Below are 15,150 nucleotides of genomic sequence, written 5' to 3'. Positions count from 1 at the left end.
GTCAGGCCTCCGGGAACCGCCGCGTCACGGCCGCGGCGAACTCGTCGCCGCGGTGGCCGTAGGACCGGAACTGGTCCCAGGACGCGCAGGCGGGGGCGAGCAGGACGGTGTCACCGGGCGCGGCGAGGTCCGCGGCGCGCGCCACCACGAGGTCCATGAGGTGGGCGGTGTCGGTGGTCACGTCCCCATCCTGCGCGAGGTCGACCTCGACGACGGGGACCTCGGGTGCGTGTCGCCGCAACGCGTCCGCGACGAGCCCGCGGTCCCGGCCGAGGAGCACCGCGGCCCGCAGCCGGCCGGCGTGCGCCTGCACGAGGTCGTCGAAGGAGGCGCCCTTGGCGTCGCCGCCGGCGATCCACACGACGTGCTCGAACGCGGCCAGCGAGGCGTTCGCGGCGTGGCCGTTCGTCGCCTTGGAGTCGTCGACCCAGCGGACACCGCCCGTGCGGGCGGGGTCGAGGACGGTCGCGACCCGGTGCGGCGCAGGCCGGAAGGCCAGCACGCCGTTGCGGACGGCGACCTGCGGGACGCCGTGCGCGCGGGCGAGCGCGGCCGCGGCGAGGACGTTCTCCACGGTGTGCGGCGCGACCGGGTCCGACGAACCCTCCGGGCGCAGGTCGGCCAGGGAGCACAGTTCCGCGGCGTGCGACTGGCGCTGTTCGACGAACGCCCGGTCGCACAGCACGTCCTCGACCAGGCCCAGCATCGACAGCCGCGGGGCGCTGCGGGTGAAACCCACCGCGCGGGCGCCCTCGACGACGTCGGCCTCGCGCACGAGGTCCTCGGTGCGCGGGTCGGCGACGTTGTAGACGCAGGCGACCTCGGTGCCCTGGTAGATCCGGCCCTTGGCCAGCGCGTAGGCCTCGAGGGAACCGTGCCAGTCGAGGTGGTCGGGGGCGATGTTGAGGACCGCGGAGGCCTGCGGGTGCAGCGAGTTCTCCAGGTCCGTGGAGAGCCAGTGCAACTGGTAGCTCGACAGTTCCACCGCGAGGACCTCGAACGCGTGCGGGTGCCGCAACGCCTCCACCAGCGGGGTTCCGACGTTGCCCGCGCTCGTGGCGCGCAGGCCGGCGGCCCGCAGCATCGAGGCGAGCATCTCCACGACCGTCGTCTTGCCGTTGGTGCCCGTGAGGGTCAGCCACGGGGCCGCACCCGTCTCGGGGCGCATCCGCCAGGCGAGTTCGACGTCGCCCCAGACGGGGACGCCCGCGAGCGCCGCGGAGACCAGCAGCGGGGCGTCGGGGTGCCAGCCGGGCGAGGTGACGACGAGGTCGAACCCGTCCCAGGGGCGCGGCGGGGCATCGACGTGCTGGGGCCCGAGCAGGACGCTCGCCCCGAGGACCTCGAGCAGCTGCGCGTTCTCGCGCTGCGCCTCCCCCGTCGCGGAGTCGACGACGACGACCTCGGCGCCGACCTCGAGGAGGGCGTCGGCGGCCGCGAAGCCCGACAGGCCGATCCCCGTGACGAGCGTGCGCAGGCCCTTCCACCGGGAGGTGAGGTGGCGCAGTTCGCGGACGCGGTCGGTGTCGTCGGCGCGCGGGTTCGGGTTGCCGAGCCAGGACTCGAAGACGCGCGGCTCAGGCACCGGTGACCCACTCCGCGTAGAAGATGCCGAGGCCGAGGGAGACGAACAACCCGGCGATGATCCAGAAGCGGATGACGATGGTGACCTCGCCCCAGCCGGCGAGCTCGAAGTGGTGCTGCAGCGGGGCCATCCGGAAGATGCGCTTCCTCGTGAGCTTGAAACCGCCGACCTGCAGGATGACCGACAGCGTGATGATGACGAACAACCCGCCGAGGACGACGAGCAGGATCTGGGTGCGGGACAGGATGGCCAACCCGGCCAGCGCGCCGCCCAGGGCCAGGGACCCGGTGTCCCCCATGAAGATCTTCGCGGGGCTCGCGTTCCACCACAGGAACCCGAAGCAGGCGCCCATGACGGAGGCCGCCACGACGGCGAGGTCGCGGGGGTCGCGGACCTCGTAGCAGCGCGACTCGATCTCGCTGAGGGAGTAGCAGCTCTGGTTGGACTGGAACGTGCAGATGAGGACGTAGGCGGCCAGGACCATCGTCGTCGCCCCGGTGGCCAGCCCGTCGAGGCCGTCGGTGAGGTTGACGCCGTTGCTGACGGCCGAGGTGATGAGCAGCACCCACACGACGAAGGCGATGGTGCCGCCGACCGCCCCGAACCACGCGAGGTCCAGCGGGGTGTCCCGCAGCACGGAGATGTGCGTGGAGGCCGGGGTCGCCCCGTCCTTGGCGGCGGAGGGGAACTGCAGCGCCAGGACGGCGAACGCGACGCCCACCACGCCCTGCCCGATGAGCTTGGCGCGCGCCGTGAGCCCGAGGCTGCGCTGCTTGGAGATCTTCAGGAAGTCGTCGAGGAAACCGACGATGCCGAGCCCCGTCATGAGCAGCAGCACGAGCAGGCCGGACGCCGTGGGCGCGCGGCCGGTGAACACGTGCGCTGCGGCGTAGGCGAGCAGGGCCGCGAGGATGATGACGACGCCGCCCATGGTCGGCGTCCCGCGCTTGGTGTGGTGCGTCGTCGGCCCGTCGTCGCGGACGAACTGGCCGTACCCGCGCCGGACGAGCCAGCGGATGTACAGCGGCGTCCCGAAGAGGGCGACGACGAGCGAGAAGGCTCCCGCGATGAGGACGGTCCTCACGAGTCCGACGCCTCCGCACGCACCGCGCCGCTGTCCTGCGAACTGTCCTGCACGAGTTCCTCCGCGAGCCGGGCCAAACCCGCTCCGTTCGACGACTTCACGAGCACCACGTCCCCGGGCCGCAGCCTCGGCCGCAGGAACTCCAGGGCGGACGCGACGTCCGGGGCGAACGCCGCCTCCTCGCCCCAGGAACCCTCCATGACCGCGCCGGTGTAGATCGGGCGGGCCCCGGCGCCGACGACCAGGAGCTGGTCGACGTCGAGCCGGACGACGGTGCGGCCCACGACGTCGTGCTCGTCGCGCGAGGCGGCGCCCAGTTCGAGCATCTCCCCCAGGACGGCCCACGTCCGTCGCGGGGTCCCGTCGGGGCCCGTGTCCGCGGCCATGCCGACGAGCGCCTTGAGCGCCGCGCGGACGGAGTCCGGGTTGGCGTTGTACGCGTCGTGGACGACGGTGACGCCGTCGGCGCGCTCGAGGACCTGCATGCGGCCCGGGCTCACCGGTTCCGCACGGGACAGGGCGGCGGCCACGTCGGCGACGGAGGCACCGGCGCTCAACGCCACGGCCGCGGCGGCGAGCGCGTTCGTCACCTGGTGCTCCCCGTGCAGGAGCAGCGCCGCGTCCGCGCTCGCCCCGGCGTGCTCGAGGCGGAACCGCGCCCGGGCCCGGCCGTCGAGCGTCACGTCGAGAGCCCGCACGTCGGCGTGGGCGCTGCGGCCGAAGGTCAGGACGCGCGCGCGGGTGCGGGAGGCCATGGCCGCGACGCGGTCGTCGTCGGCGTTGAGGACGGCCAGGCCGTCGGCGGGCAGCGCCTCGACGAGCTCGCCCTTGGCCTGGGCCGTGGCCTCCAGGGAGCCGAACTCGCCCGCGTGGGCGGCCCCCACGACGAGCTCGACCCCGACGTCGGGGCGCGCGATCCGGCACAGCTGCGCGATGTGGCCGAGGCCGCGGGCGCCCATCTCCACGACGAGGGCACGCGTGCGGGCGTCGGCCCGCAGCACCGTGAGGGGGGCGCCGATCTCGTTGTTGAAGCTGCCGCGGGGGGCGACGACCGGCCCGTCGAGCACGTCCCCGAGGACGGAGGCCAGCAGGTCCTTCGTCGTCGTCTTGCCCTGCGAGCCGGTGATGCCGACGACGAGGGGGCCGGTCCCCTGCTCGCGCAGGCGCTCCAGGACGCCCGTCGCGAGGCGCCCCAGCGCGGCGACACCGTCCTCGACGAGGACCAGGGCCGCACCGGCGGGCAGCTCGAGCGCGCGCTCGGCCAGGACCACGGTGGCGCCGGCCGCGACGGCCGTGGCCGCGTAGTCGGCGCCGTCGACGCGCTCCCCGGGCAGGGCGACGAACAACGCCCCGGCGACCACGGCCCGGGAGTCGACGACCACCGGGCCGTCCGTGCGCACGTCACCTGCGGCGGCCGTCTCCAGCCGCCCTCCCGTCAGCTCCACGACCTCGGTCGCGGTCAGCGCGATCACTGGGCACCTCCCCGGGCGCCGGGCGCCCCGTCGCTCGCGCGGGTCCGGTCCCGCCACGCCTGCAGTTCCTCGTCGGCCACGGCCCGGTCGTCGAAGGGGGTCACCACCCCGGCGACCTCCTGCCCGGTCTCGTGGCCCTTGCCGGCCAGCAGCACGGTGTCGTGCGGCCCTCCGCAGAGCGCCAGCGCGGCCGCCACGGCGGCACGGCGGTCCCCGACCTCGAGGACCTCGGCGGAGCCGCCGGAGCCCCGGGCGCCCGCGAGCACCTGGGCCCGGATCGTCGCCGGGTCCTCCGAGCGCGGGTTGTCGTCGGTGACGACGGCGACGTCGGCGAGGCGCGCCACGACGTCGCCCATGAGGGGGCGCTTGCCGCGGTCGCGGTCACCGCCGGCCCCCACGACCGCGACGAGCCGGCCGGGGGTGCTGCCGCGCAGCGTGGCCAGCACGCGCTCGAGGGCGTCGGGCGTGTGCGCGTAGTCCACGACGACCAGGGGGGCGCCGTCCCGGGCGACGGCCTGCATGCGGCCGGGCACGCCCTCGGCGCGGGCCAGGCCCGCCTCGACCTCGGAGGGGGTGAGCCCCAGCCGCAGCGCGGCGACGGCGGCGACGGCGGCGTTGGCGACGTTGAACTCCCCCGGCAGCGGGCTCGTCAGGTGCAGGTCGGCGTCGGGTCCCGTGAGGCGGAAGCTGCTCTTCGCCCGCTCGGCGTACACGTCGCGGACGCACCAGTCGGCGCCGGAACCGTCCGGGCCGACGGTCTCGACGGGCACGGTGGCCAGGTCGGCGACGCGCCGGCCCCACCCGTCGGGGTCGGAGGGGTCGCTCCACACGACCCCGCGCCGGGAGTGCCGCGGCGTGAACAGCCGGGCCTTGGCCGCGAGGTACTCCTCCATCGACCCGTGGAAGTCCAGGTGGTCCTGGGACAGGTTCGTGAACGCGGCGACGTCGACGACGAGGCCGTCGACGCGGTGCTGGGCCAGGGCGTGGGAGGACACCTCCAGGGCGCACCCCCGGACGCCGGCCGCGACCATCCGGGCCAGCAGCGCGTGCAGGTCGGGCGCCTCCGGCGTCGTGCGCACGCTGCTGACGCGCTCCCCGGCGATGCGGGTCTCCACCGTGCCGAGCAGGCCCGTCGTCCAGCCCGCGGTGCGCCACAGCGACTCCACGAGGTACGCCGTCGTCGTCTTGCCGTTCGTCCCGGTGACGCCGAACGTCGTCAGGCGCGCCCCCGGGTCCCCGTGGACGCGGCGGGCGAGGTCGCCCAGGACGGCGCGGGGCGCGTCCACGACGAGGGTGGGCAGGTCGGCGGCCTCGGCGTCGGCGCGGCCGGCCGGGTCGGTGAGGACGGCCACGGCCCCGGCGGCCGCCGCCTGCGCGCAGAACCGGGCACCGTGCACGTTGGCCCCGGGCAGCGCGGCGTACAGGTCGCCGGGCGCGACACGGCGGGAGTCGAGTGTCACCCCGGTGACGGGCGTCAGGGGGTGCGGAGGGGCGACGGTGCCGAGGACCTGGGCCAGGTCCGCGAGGGTGGGTCGTCCGCCGTCGGTCATCGGCACGGTGGGAGGCTACCCGCCCGGCGGGCCCGGCCCGCACCGCACCGACCGTGTGTCGCCCACGCCGTCCCGCGGCGGGCGGCCGGCTCTCGAGGCGTCACTGAGCGGCCGTGTCCCCGACCGCGCCGGTGCTGATGTCCTGCTCGGCACCGGTGTCCCCGCCCCAGGTCAGGGGCAGGTCCGCCGGGGGTTCGGCCGACGGCGCGATGCCGCGCTGGGCCAGGGCGTACGTCATGACGTCCTTGAAGACCGGACCCGCCGCCGAACCGCCGTAGTAGTTCGTCTTGGGGTCCTGCAGGATGACCGCCACGACGAGTTCGGGGTCGTCGGCGGGGGCCAGCCCGATGAAGGACGCGGTGTAGCCGGAGTACCGGCCGAGGTCGACGTCGTACCGGTTGGCCGTCCCCGTCTTGCCCGCGACGAGGTACCCGGGGATCTCGGCGGCCGCGGCCGTCCCGGCCTCGCTGACGACGGCCTGCATCATGTTCCGCAGCGTCGTGGCGGTGGCGGCGCTGACGACGCGGGAACTCGCGCCCGCGGGCTCGGCGCGGTAGTTCCCGTCCGGGTCCGACTGCCCGGCGATGAGCGTGGGTTCGACGCGCACCCCGTCGTTGGCGATGGTGGCGAACACGGACGCCGCCTGGACCGCGGTCACCGACAACCCCTGCCCGAACATGACCGTGTAGCGCTGCGTCCCGGAGTACTTCGCGGGGTCGCCGAGGATGCCGCCGCTCTCGCCCGGGAACTTCAGCGTCGTCTTCGCCCCGAACCCGAACGCGACGTGGTAGTCGTGCAGGACCTGCGTCGTCTTCACGAGGTCGGTGTCGAGCTTCTCGCCCGCGAGGATCGTCCCGATGTTGCTGGACTGGGCCAGGATGCCTGCGAGCGTGAGCTTCTCGTCGCCGTGCGGGTGGGAGTCGTGGAACGTCTTGTCGTACCGCGGCAGCTCCCCCGGGACGACGAAACGGCTGCCCGCCGTGACGACGCCCTCCTCCAGGGCCGCCGCCAGGGTCACGACCTTGGCGGTCGAGCCGGGTTCGAACACCTTGGTGAGCGCGGTGTTCTGCAGCTGGTCGTTGGTCAGGCCCACGCGGTTCGCCGGGTCCAGGCTCGGCGCGCTCGCGAGGGCGAGCAGGCGCTGCTCCTTGTCCATGATGACGACCGTGCCGGACTCGGCGCCGGTCTCGGCGACCTTCGCGGCGATGGCCGACTGCGCCTTCCACTGCAGGTCGGAGTCGATGGTCAGGCGCAGGGAGGTGCCGTCGACGGGTTCGACGGTCTCGCGGTCGCCCAGCGGGATCTCCTGGCCGCCGGCGCTGCGCTCGTAGCGCATCCACCCGTTCCGGCCGACGAGCAGCGAGTTGCGCGCCACCTCCAGACCGGAGAGCGGCTGGTCGCTGAACGCCTTGGTCTTCTTGTCCTGCGTCGGGGTGCCCAGGACGCCGACGAGGGTGGAGCACGCGGCGCCGGTCGGGTAGATGCGCTGGGTCTGCCGCTGGGCGGTGATGCCCGGGATGCCCAGGTCGGAGACCTGCTGCCACAGCTCGGGGGTGATCCCGACGGCCACCACGGCGTAGTGGCCGTTGCCCGTGAGCTTCTCGGTGAGTGTGGGCACGTCGATGCCGAGGACGGGCGCCAGCCGGGCGGCCGCGCCGGCCGGCCCCGTGCCGCGGTCCTCCTTGTACGGCTTGCCGTTGCGCAGGTTGTACGAGCTGATCGCCTTCGGGTCGGCGATGACGTCGCGGCGCTCCACGGACGTGGCGAGCACGACGCCCCGGGCGTCGAGGATGTCGCCGCGCTTGGCGTACAGCGTCGTCGTCGACGTCCGCTGCTCGAGAGCGCGGTCGGCGAGCTTGCTGGCGTCGGCGCCCTGCAGCTGGACGAGCCGGCCGCCGAGGACGGTCAGCCCGCCGAGCACGCCGAGGGTGTAGACGCGCATCCGCATGTCGGGGCGCGGACGGGGGTCCACCTCGTCGGGGCGGGGGCGGCGACGGGACACGCGGGTACCTCTTCGACCTCGTGGGTGGGCTGCGGCCTCAGCGGGCGGCCGGGGTCTGACCGTGAGGCTGAGGGTCGGTCGCGGTCGGCGGCGGCGTGGAGGCCTTCGGGGCCGGGGTGGCCGTCCCGACGGCGCCGCGGTCGGTGAGGTGGACGGCGTCCGGGGCGGGGACCATCCCCAGCTCACCGGCGCGGAGGGCCAGGTGCTCCGGGGAGGACTGCTGCGCGAGGTCCTCGGCCACGGCCTGCTGCTGGTCGGCGAGCCGACCGCTCGTCACCTGCAGGTCGGTGACCTCGTAGGCGTCGCCCGCGATGGCGATGTTCGTCATGAGCAGACCGAGCAGGCCCAGCGTCAGCAGGAGCACGCACGCGACGGGCAGCGGCAGGCGCAGGCGGCGCGTGGCCGGCGGGGTGACGACCTGCAGCTCGGGACGGACGTCGGTGGGCGTCTTGAGCTGGCGGACCGGAGCGTTCCGGGCCGCGATCAGGGGCTGGCTCATCACGGCGTCCTTCCGTCGGTCGTGCCGTGGTCCGGCTCGAGCTGGCTGGTCTGTCGGTCGGTCTGGCGGGGGGTGCTGCCGGGGGTGTCGCGTTGGCGGGGGTTCCGGGTCGCGGCGCGGCCGCTGGAACTCGCTCGATCCTGCTCGGGCAGGCGTCGCACGGCGCGGAGGCGCGCCGACGCGGCGCGCGGATTCTCGGCGAGTTCGGCCTCGTCGGCCTGTTCGCCCCCGCGGGTGAGGAGTTCGGCGCGCGGTCCCGAACCCGCCGGAACGAACGGGAGGTCAGGCGGCGCGGAACTCGAGGACAGTTGCCGCAGAACGGTCTTGGTGATCCGGTCCTCGAGGGAGTGGAACGTCAGGACGGCCAGGCGACCGTCCGGCGCGAGCCGTTCGAAGGCGGCCGGCAACGTCCGTTCCACGACGCCCAGCTCGTCGTTCACGGCGATGCGCAACGCCTGGAACGTCCGCTTGGCCGGGTTTCCCCCGGTGCGGCGGGTGGCGGCAGGAACGTTGGCGCGCACCAGGTCCACCAACCGCGCCGAGTTCCGGAACGGTTCGCGCTCGCGTTCGCGCACGACGGCCGAGGCGATCCGCGGCGCGAACTTCTCCTCCCCCCAGGTCCGCAGCAGGCGGGTCAACTCGCTGTGCGAGTAGGTGTTGAGGACGTCGGCGGCCGTGGGGCCGGTCGTCGGGTCCATGCGCATGTCCAGCGGGGTGTCGCGCGCGTACGAGAAACCCCGGTCGTCCGCGTCGAGCTGCAGGGAGGACACCCCGAGGTCGAGGAACACCGCGTCGACGGTCTGCAGGCCGAGGTCGTCGAGGGCGTCGGTGAAGCGGTCGGAGACCGAGTGCACCAGGGTCACGCGGTCGCCGAACTCGTGGAGGCGGTGACCGGCGAGCTCGAGCGCCTGGGGGTCGCGGTCCATGCCCACGAGCCGCAGACCGGGGTGCCGGCGCAGGAGCTCGGCGGCGTGGCCCCCCATGCCCAGCGTGAGGTCGACGCTGACCGCGCCGGGGTGCTGCAGGGCGGGCGAGAGGACGGCGGTGCAGCGTTCGAGGAGGACGGGGGCGTGCCGCTCGGCGGCCTCCTCGGCGCGGGCGCCGGGCCGTCCGCCCTGCTCGCCGCCGGTGGGGTCGTCGGCGGAGGGGTGCTGTCCACCCACCGTCCCACCCCCTGCCCCGCTGTCGTCGTGCCCCGCTGCGCGTGCCGCCACCTGTCTGCCGGTCCCGCCGTCGGTCGTGGTCCCCATCCGCTCGTGCCCGTCGGCCCTGGCACCGGGGAAGTGGCGTCAGGACCGTCGGGTCCGGGCGGCTGGAGGCCGCGTCCGACGGCGCCCTCGAGTCTCGACCTCGACTCGAGGGTGAGGATCAGAGGATCCCCGGGAGGACCTCCTCGCTCCGTTCCGCGAAGGCCGTCTCGGCCCCCTCGAGGTAGGCCTCCCAGGTCGGCAGGTCCCACATCTCGACGCGACTGCCGGCGCCGATGACGGCGACGTCGCGGTCGAGGCCCGCGTACTGGCGCAGCAGCGGCGGGACGGTGAACCGACCCTGCTTGTCCGGCACCTCGTTCGAGGCACCCGACAGGAAGACGCGCTGGTAGTCGCGCGCCTCCTTGTTGGTGAGCGGCGCCTGCCGCAGCTCCTCGTGCATCCGGCCGAACTCCTGCATGGGGAAGAGGTAGAGGCAGCGGTCCTGCCCCCGGGTGATGACCAGACCGTCGAGCAGCTGGTCCCGGAAGCGCGCCGGGAGGATCAGCCGACCCTTGTCGTCCAGCCGGGGTGTGTGGGTGCCCAGGAACACCGCGCACCCCCACCGGAACGGTCAGTCGTCCGTCGTCGAGTCCTCGCGTCCGGCCCCCTGTGGACCGCACTCCTCCACGGTACTCCACTTTCCTCCACCGTCAACGTGTATCCACCGAGAGTGACGGGATGACTGCGGTGTCGACGCAGGTCAGAGCGGTGGAGGGCAGTGGAGGAGGTCTGGACCCCCACCGTTCCGTCACGCGGTGCACATGCCGTTCGGCGGCCTCGAGGGGCCCCGCCGCGGGTGTCCGGGGGCCACGGAGGCTCCACCACGCGTCGTGGGGGGCCGCCGGTGGAGGGAAGTGGGGCCGGGTAGGGCCGGGCAGCTCGCCGGTGAACGGGCGCAGGGGGTGCACCGTGGGGCAGAGTGGGGGCGTCCGGCACAGGTGCCCGGTCGCAGGTCGGTCGCGGCCCGCGTCCGGGGCACCGGGCGCCGGGGACGGACGTTCGAACTCGCGACGTCCACCGAGGGAGACGAGGGCACGTGACCACGACGAGCGCACTTCCGGGCAGCCACCCCGCCGAGCCGGTGGCCCTGGATCCGCAGGAGCTCCCCGCTGCGCTCGAGAGGTTGCGCACCGTCGCCGACGAGCTCGCCGTCACCGTCGACCGCGTCATCCAGGGCAAGGACGACACGGTGCGGCTCGCGCTCACGGTGCTCTTCGCCGAGGGGCACCTGCTGGTCGAGGACGTTCCCGGGGTCGGGAAGACGATGCTCGCCAAGTCGCTCGCCCGCGCCATCGACGGGACCGTCCGGCGCATCCAGTTCACCCCGGACCTGCTCCCCAGCGACGTCACGGGCTCCAGCATCTGGAACCAGGAGCGGGCGGCCTTCGAGTTCCGCCCCGGCGCCGTCTTCGCCAACGTCGTCATCGGCGACGAGATCAACCGCGCCTCCCCCAAGACGCAGTCGGCGCTCCTGGAGTGCATGGAGGAGGGTCAGGTCACGGTCGACGGGACCACCTGGCAGCTCGACCGGCCGTTCATCGTCTTCGCGACGCAGAACCCCGTCGAGATGGACGGGACCTACCCGCTGCCCGAAGCCCAGCGGGACCGGTTCACGGCCCGGATCTCCATGGGGTACCCCTCGGCCGACGCCGAGCTCACGATGCTCAGCGAGCACGGGGCGACCGCACCCCTGGACGCCGTCCGGCCCGTCGTCGACGTCGCCGAGGTGCGGGCCCTGTCGCGGGCCGTGCGCGGCGTCCACGCCGCCGAGGCGCTCAAGCAGTACGTCGTGGACCTGGTGCGCCGCACCCGGACCCACCCGGACCTGCGACTCGGCGCCTCGCCGCGCGCGGCCCTGCACCTCCTGCGCACGGCCCGCTCCCGGGCGGCGCTGGAGGGCCGGGACCACGTGCTGCCCGACGACGTCCAGGCCCTCGCGGTCCCCGTCGTCGCCCACCGCCTCCTGCTGACCGCCGACGCGCTGCTCGCCGGCCGGGACGGCGCCGACGTCGTGACGGACGTGCTCCGCACCACGGCGCTCCCCTCGCCGCGGTGAGCAGGTCCCGGTGAGGTACGGCGGCGCCCGCCCCACGGCCCGCGGGTGGGCGTTCTCCGCGGTCGGTCTCGTGGCGCTCGTCGGGGGCCCGGCCCTCGGCCAGCGCGACATCCTGCGCATCGGCGTGCTCCTCGTCGTGCTGGTCCTCGTCGCGGTGTGGTCCACCGGTCGTGCGGTGAGGACCCTCGAGCTGGTGTCGAGGTCGAAGGACGAGCTCGTCGAGGCCGGCGTCGCGAGCAGCGTGCGGCTCTCGGTGCTGGGCCGGGCTCGGGCCGGGGTGCGCCTCGTCGTCGAGGACGCCGCCCCCCTGGCCCTCGGCGGGACGGCCCGTCTCCCCGTGCCACGGTTGCGCGAGGGCGAGACCCTCGACCTGGAGTACAGGGTGAGATCGGAGGTCCGCGGCTCCTACGCCCTCGGGCCCGCCACCGTCGTCGCAGGCGACGTCTTCGGTCTCGTCCGGGCCCGCCGCGTCCTGGGGGAACCGGTCGTGCTCGACGTGCTCCCCCGTGTCCACCCCCTCACCGAGCTCACCCTGGGCGAGCTCGGTGGCGCCCGCGGGTCCTCGGCCAGCGCGTCGGCGGCCGCGGCACCGGACGACGTGTCCATCCGCGAGTACCGCATCGGCGACGACCTGCGGCGCGTGCACTGGCGTTCCACCGCTCGCCGCGGCGCGGTCATGGTGCGGTCCGACGAGCACCCGGGCCGGCCGGACGTCGTCGTCCTGCTGGACACGCGCGAGGGCGCGCACCGCGGTCGTGGTGCCGGCTCCTCCCTCGAGTGGGCCATCAGCGCGGCGGCCTCGGCGGCCTCCCACCTCCAGCGACGTCGTCACCGCGTCCGCCTCCTGCACGACGGCACCTACGACCCGCCGCGCGAGCTGGACGAGACGTCGTCGGTGCGCGGGCTCATGCGCTCGCTCGCCCGGTTGCGCCCCGGAGCCCCCGACGGCCTGGCCCGGTCCGTCACCGAACTGGGACGCGCCGAGGCGACGCTGCTCGTGGCCTTCCTCGGTGATGTGGACGAGGACGACGTCGCGCCGCTGCTCGCGGCGCGCCCCCTCGGGGTGCCCGCCCTGGCGGTGCTGCTGCGGACGGACGACTGGGCCTCCGCCCCCGCGCCGCGGGACTCCGGCGAGGGCGCGGCCGAGGCCGGGCCCGCACGCCTCGAACGCGCCCGCCTCGTGCTGGCCCGTGCGGGCTGGCGGACCGCCGTCGCCGGCCCCGCGGACGCCGTCCCCGACGTCTGGGCGCGCCTGACGCGCGTCGACGCCCGGGGCCACCACTCGCCCGCCCCGTCCACCAGGGAGGTCCCGTCGTGACCCGCAGTGCCCGGACCGCCCTGTGGGCCGCCGCGGCGAGCGCCGCCGCCGTCGTGACGCTGCACCCGCTCGTCGTCTCCTCGGGCTGGCTCGTCGGCGCCCTGGGGATGGTCTGCGCCGTGGCCGGCGCCGGGTTGCTCGTCCGGGGCCTGTTCCACCGGCCGGGGCTGGCCGTCGCGGTCCAGGCCGTCGTCGTCCTCCTCGTCGTCGTCCTGCTCTTCAGCGGCGGGACCGCGCTGTTCGGGATCGTCCCGACGCCGGGCACCGTCGACCGGATCGTCCAGCTGGCCACCGACGGCGTGCAGGTCATCCAGCGGTACAGCGTCCCCGCCGTCGACCTGCGCGGGCTCCGGCTGCTGCTCGTCGCCGGCGCCGGTCTCGTCGCCTTCGCCGTCGACCTCTTCGCGGTGACCCTGCGACGCCCGGCGCTCGCCGGGGTCCCGCTGCTGGCGGTCATGGCCGTCCCGCTGGCCCTCGCTCCGGGTGGCTCGGGGGCCTTCGCGTTCGTGCTGGCCGGGGTGCCCTACCTCGTGCTGCTGGCCGGCGACCGACGCTCCCCCGCCCGCCGCGCGCGCAGCGCGTCCGGCAGCAGGTCCGGCGGCCGGTCGGTGGCGGGCGTGACCGCGAGCGCCACGGCGGCCATCGCCCTCGTCGCGGCCGTCGCCGTCCCGGCCGCGGTGCCGGGGCTGGACGAACGCCCGCTGACGATCGACACCGGGCCCGGCGACACGATCGCCGTCATCAACCCGATCCTCAACCTCAAGGCGTCCCTGGGCGCCCGGTCGGACGCCACGATCGTCACGTACACGACGGACGAGCCGGACCCTGCGCCGCTGCGGATCGTGACGGCCGACGTCTTCGACGGGGAGACCTGGGCCCCGAGCACGGGCGCCGACATCCCGCGCCGGCAGCGGGTGCAGGACGGGCTCAGCCCCGCCCCCGGGCTCTCGGACGCCGTCCGGAACGCCTCGGTGGTCCGGACCACGGAGATCTCGGTCCGGGGCCTGGACCAGACGTACCTGCCGCTGCCCTACCCGGCGCTGCGCGTCGACATCACCGGGGACTGGCTGTACGAGACGGACAGCCTGAACGTCGTCGGCGACGGGGAGACCACCCGCGGCCGGTCCTACACCGTGACCCACCTGGAGGTGCAGCCGACGGAGGAGGAGCTGCGGGCGGCCCCGGCGGCGCCCGGCGACATCCAGGAGCGGTACACCAAGCTGCCGCAGATGCCCGCCGTGGTCGGCGACACCGCCCGCCAGGTGACCGCGGGGGCTCGCGACGACTACGAGAGGGCCGCGCTGCTGCAGCGGTACTTCCGCTCCAGCGGCGGCTTCACCTACTCCACCACCGCCCCGAACGACGGCGGGACCGACGCGGTCGCGACGTTCCTGTCGGAGAAGTCCGGGTTCTGCGTGCAGTTCGCCTCGGCCATGGCGGTCATGGCGCGTTCGTTGAACATCCCCGCCCGCGTGGCCATCGGCTTCCTGCCGGGGCAGGAGACGCAGTCCGGCCAGGACGGCACGCCGGACCGCTGGCGGATCAGCGCGCAGGACGCGCACGCCTGGCCGGAGCTGTTCTTCGAGGGCGTGGGCTGGGTGCGGTTCGAGCCGACGCCGGCCACCCGCACCGGTCAGTCCCCGGGGTACTCGGTGCCGGCTCAGGCGGTGGCCCCTCCGACGCCGGGGCAGACGGGTTCCCTCGCTCCTCAGCAGCCCAGTGCCGCCCCCAGCGCAACCTCGAGCACCAGCACGACGAGTGCCACGGACGCGGCGACGGCGGCCGCCCCCACCGGGTGGGACCGCTTCCTGGCCCTGCCGTGGGGCTGGATCCTGGGGGCCCTGCTCCTGGTCGTGGCGCTGCTCACCCCGTGGGCGTCGACGGCGTGGCTGGCCCGGCGCCGCTGGGCGGGGGTGGCGGACGCTCCGTCGTCGGCGGAGGCGGCGTGGGCCGAGCTCGACGACCGGGTCCACGACCTCGGGGTCAGCTGGCCGGCGTCGACGACCCCGCGGCAGCGGGCGACCAGCCTGTCGGAGTTCACCGGTTCCGGGTCGGCCGCAGCCGACCAGCTCACCCGCCTGCGGTCGGCGGTGGAGAGCGCCCGCTTCGGATCGGGGTCGAGGCCGGCCGGTGGGGTGCTGGTGGACCAGCGCACCGACCGGCAGGTGGGCCGGCTCGTCCGCGCGGACGTCGACGTCGTCGTCGAGGCGGTCGCCGCCGAGCGGCCGCGGTGGGTGCGCTGGCGGGCCCGGCTCTTCCCCCTGGCAGGCGTGCGGCGCCTGCTGGACTGGTGGGACCGCGACTGAGGTCCGGGCGTCCCTGGGGGACGGGCCG

At 74.9% G+C, this 15,150-nt stretch carries 11 protein-coding genes; 3 read left to right on the top strand and 8 right to left on the bottom strand.

The features are described 5' to 3' along the window. Position 1: 1 nt before the first annotated feature. From murD to mraZ, 8 genes are all read right to left on the bottom strand, one after another. Complete coding sequence (murD, locus tag AB1207_RS01880) at positions 2 to 1,585, bottom strand: UDP-N-acetylmuramoyl-L-alanine--D-glutamate ligase (protein ID WP_367636067.1); 1,584 nt, start codon at positions 1,583 to 1,585, stop codon at positions 2 to 4. Next, a complete protein-coding gene (gene mraY, locus AB1207_RS01875; protein WP_367636066.1) occupies positions 1,578 to 2,669 on the bottom strand; it encodes a phospho-N-acetylmuramoyl-pentapeptide-transferase in 1,092 nt (363 codons plus the stop codon). The genes murD and mraY overlap by 8 nt, the downstream gene beginning before the upstream one ends. Further along, complete coding sequence (locus AB1207_RS01870; RefSeq protein ID WP_367636065.1) at positions 2,666 to 4,141, bottom strand: UDP-N-acetylmuramoyl-tripeptide--D-alanyl-D-alanine ligase; 1,476 nt, start codon at positions 4,139 to 4,141, stop codon at positions 2,666 to 2,668. The genes mraY and AB1207_RS01870 overlap by 4 nt, the downstream gene beginning before the upstream one ends. Continuing rightward, the gene (locus AB1207_RS01865) at positions 4,138 to 5,691 is read right to left on the bottom strand and encodes a UDP-N-acetylmuramoyl-L-alanyl-D-glutamate--2,6-diaminopimelate ligase (protein ID WP_367636154.1); all 1,554 of its coding nucleotides are present in this window, start codon (positions 5,689 to 5,691) and stop codon (positions 4,138 to 4,140) included. Before AB1207_RS01865 ends, AB1207_RS01870 begins: the two co-directional genes overlap by 4 nt. Positions 5,692 to 5,791: 100 nt before the next feature. Beyond that, on the bottom strand, positions 5,792 to 7,693 hold the full coding sequence (locus tag AB1207_RS01860; protein WP_367636064.1) for a peptidoglycan D,D-transpeptidase FtsI family protein: 1,902 nt from the start codon (positions 7,691 to 7,693) through the stop codon (positions 5,792 to 5,794). Between the two features lie 37 nt (positions 7,694 to 7,730). Beyond that, complete coding sequence (ftsL, locus tag AB1207_RS01855; RefSeq protein ID WP_367636063.1) at positions 7,731 to 8,192, bottom strand: cell division protein FtsL; 462 nt, start codon at positions 8,190 to 8,192, stop codon at positions 7,731 to 7,733. Beyond that, on the bottom strand, positions 8,192 to 9,355 hold the full coding sequence (gene rsmH / locus AB1207_RS01850) for a 16S rRNA (cytosine(1402)-N(4))-methyltransferase RsmH (protein ID WP_437178841.1): 1,164 nt from the start codon (positions 9,353 to 9,355) through the stop codon (positions 8,192 to 8,194). Before rsmH ends, ftsL begins: the two co-directional genes overlap by 1 nt. Before the next feature lie 205 nt (positions 9,356 to 9,560). Beyond that, entirely contained in the window at positions 9,561 to 9,992 is a 432-nt protein-coding gene (gene mraZ, locus AB1207_RS01845; protein ID WP_367636062.1) for a division/cell wall cluster transcriptional repressor MraZ, read from the bottom strand. Positions 9,993 to 10,478: 486 nt separating this feature from the next. Between mraZ and AB1207_RS01840 the strand changes: the two genes are divergently transcribed. Genes AB1207_RS01840 through AB1207_RS01830 form a run of 3 tightly spaced genes read left to right on the top strand, consistent with a single transcriptional unit; the run spans position 10,479 to position 15,122 of the window. Further along, positions 10,479 to 11,498 carry an AAA family ATPase gene (locus tag AB1207_RS01840; RefSeq protein ID WP_437178840.1) on the top strand — a complete coding sequence of 340 codons (1,020 nt, stop codon included), beginning with the start codon at positions 10,479 to 10,481 and terminating at the stop codon, positions 11,496 to 11,498. 10 nt (positions 11,499 to 11,508) lie between these two features. Continuing rightward, the gene (locus AB1207_RS01835) at positions 11,509 to 12,816 is read left to right on the top strand and encodes a DUF58 domain-containing protein (protein ID WP_367636061.1); all 1,308 of its coding nucleotides are present in this window, start codon (positions 11,509 to 11,511) and stop codon (positions 12,814 to 12,816) included. Continuing rightward, positions 12,813 to 15,122, top strand: a complete 2,310-nt coding sequence (locus AB1207_RS01830; RefSeq protein WP_367636059.1) for a transglutaminase TgpA family protein — start codon at positions 12,813 to 12,815, stop codon at positions 15,120 to 15,122. The genes AB1207_RS01835 and AB1207_RS01830 overlap by 4 nt, the downstream gene beginning before the upstream one ends. Positions 15,123 to 15,150: the final 28 nt, after the last annotated feature.

Origin of the sequence: Kineococcus endophyticus, assembly GCF_040796495.1 — a bacterium.
GTDB lineage: Bacteria > Actinomycetota > Actinomycetes > Actinomycetales > Kineococcaceae > Kineococcus > Kineococcus endophyticus.
The sequence above is the reverse complement of the archived record's forward strand: the minus strand, read 5'-3'. Positions and strand labels throughout refer to the sequence as shown.

What these genes read in the sequence shown, in the direction of transcription:
- AB1207_RS01865 (WP_367636154.1), bottom strand. Translation starts at nt 5,691, where the DNA reads ATGACCGACGGCGGACGACCCACCCTCGCGGACCTGGCCCAGGTCCTC.
- ftsL (WP_367636063.1), bottom strand. Translation starts at nt 8,192, where the DNA reads ATGAGCCAGCCCCTGATCGCGGCCCGGAACGCTCCGGTCCGCCAGCTC.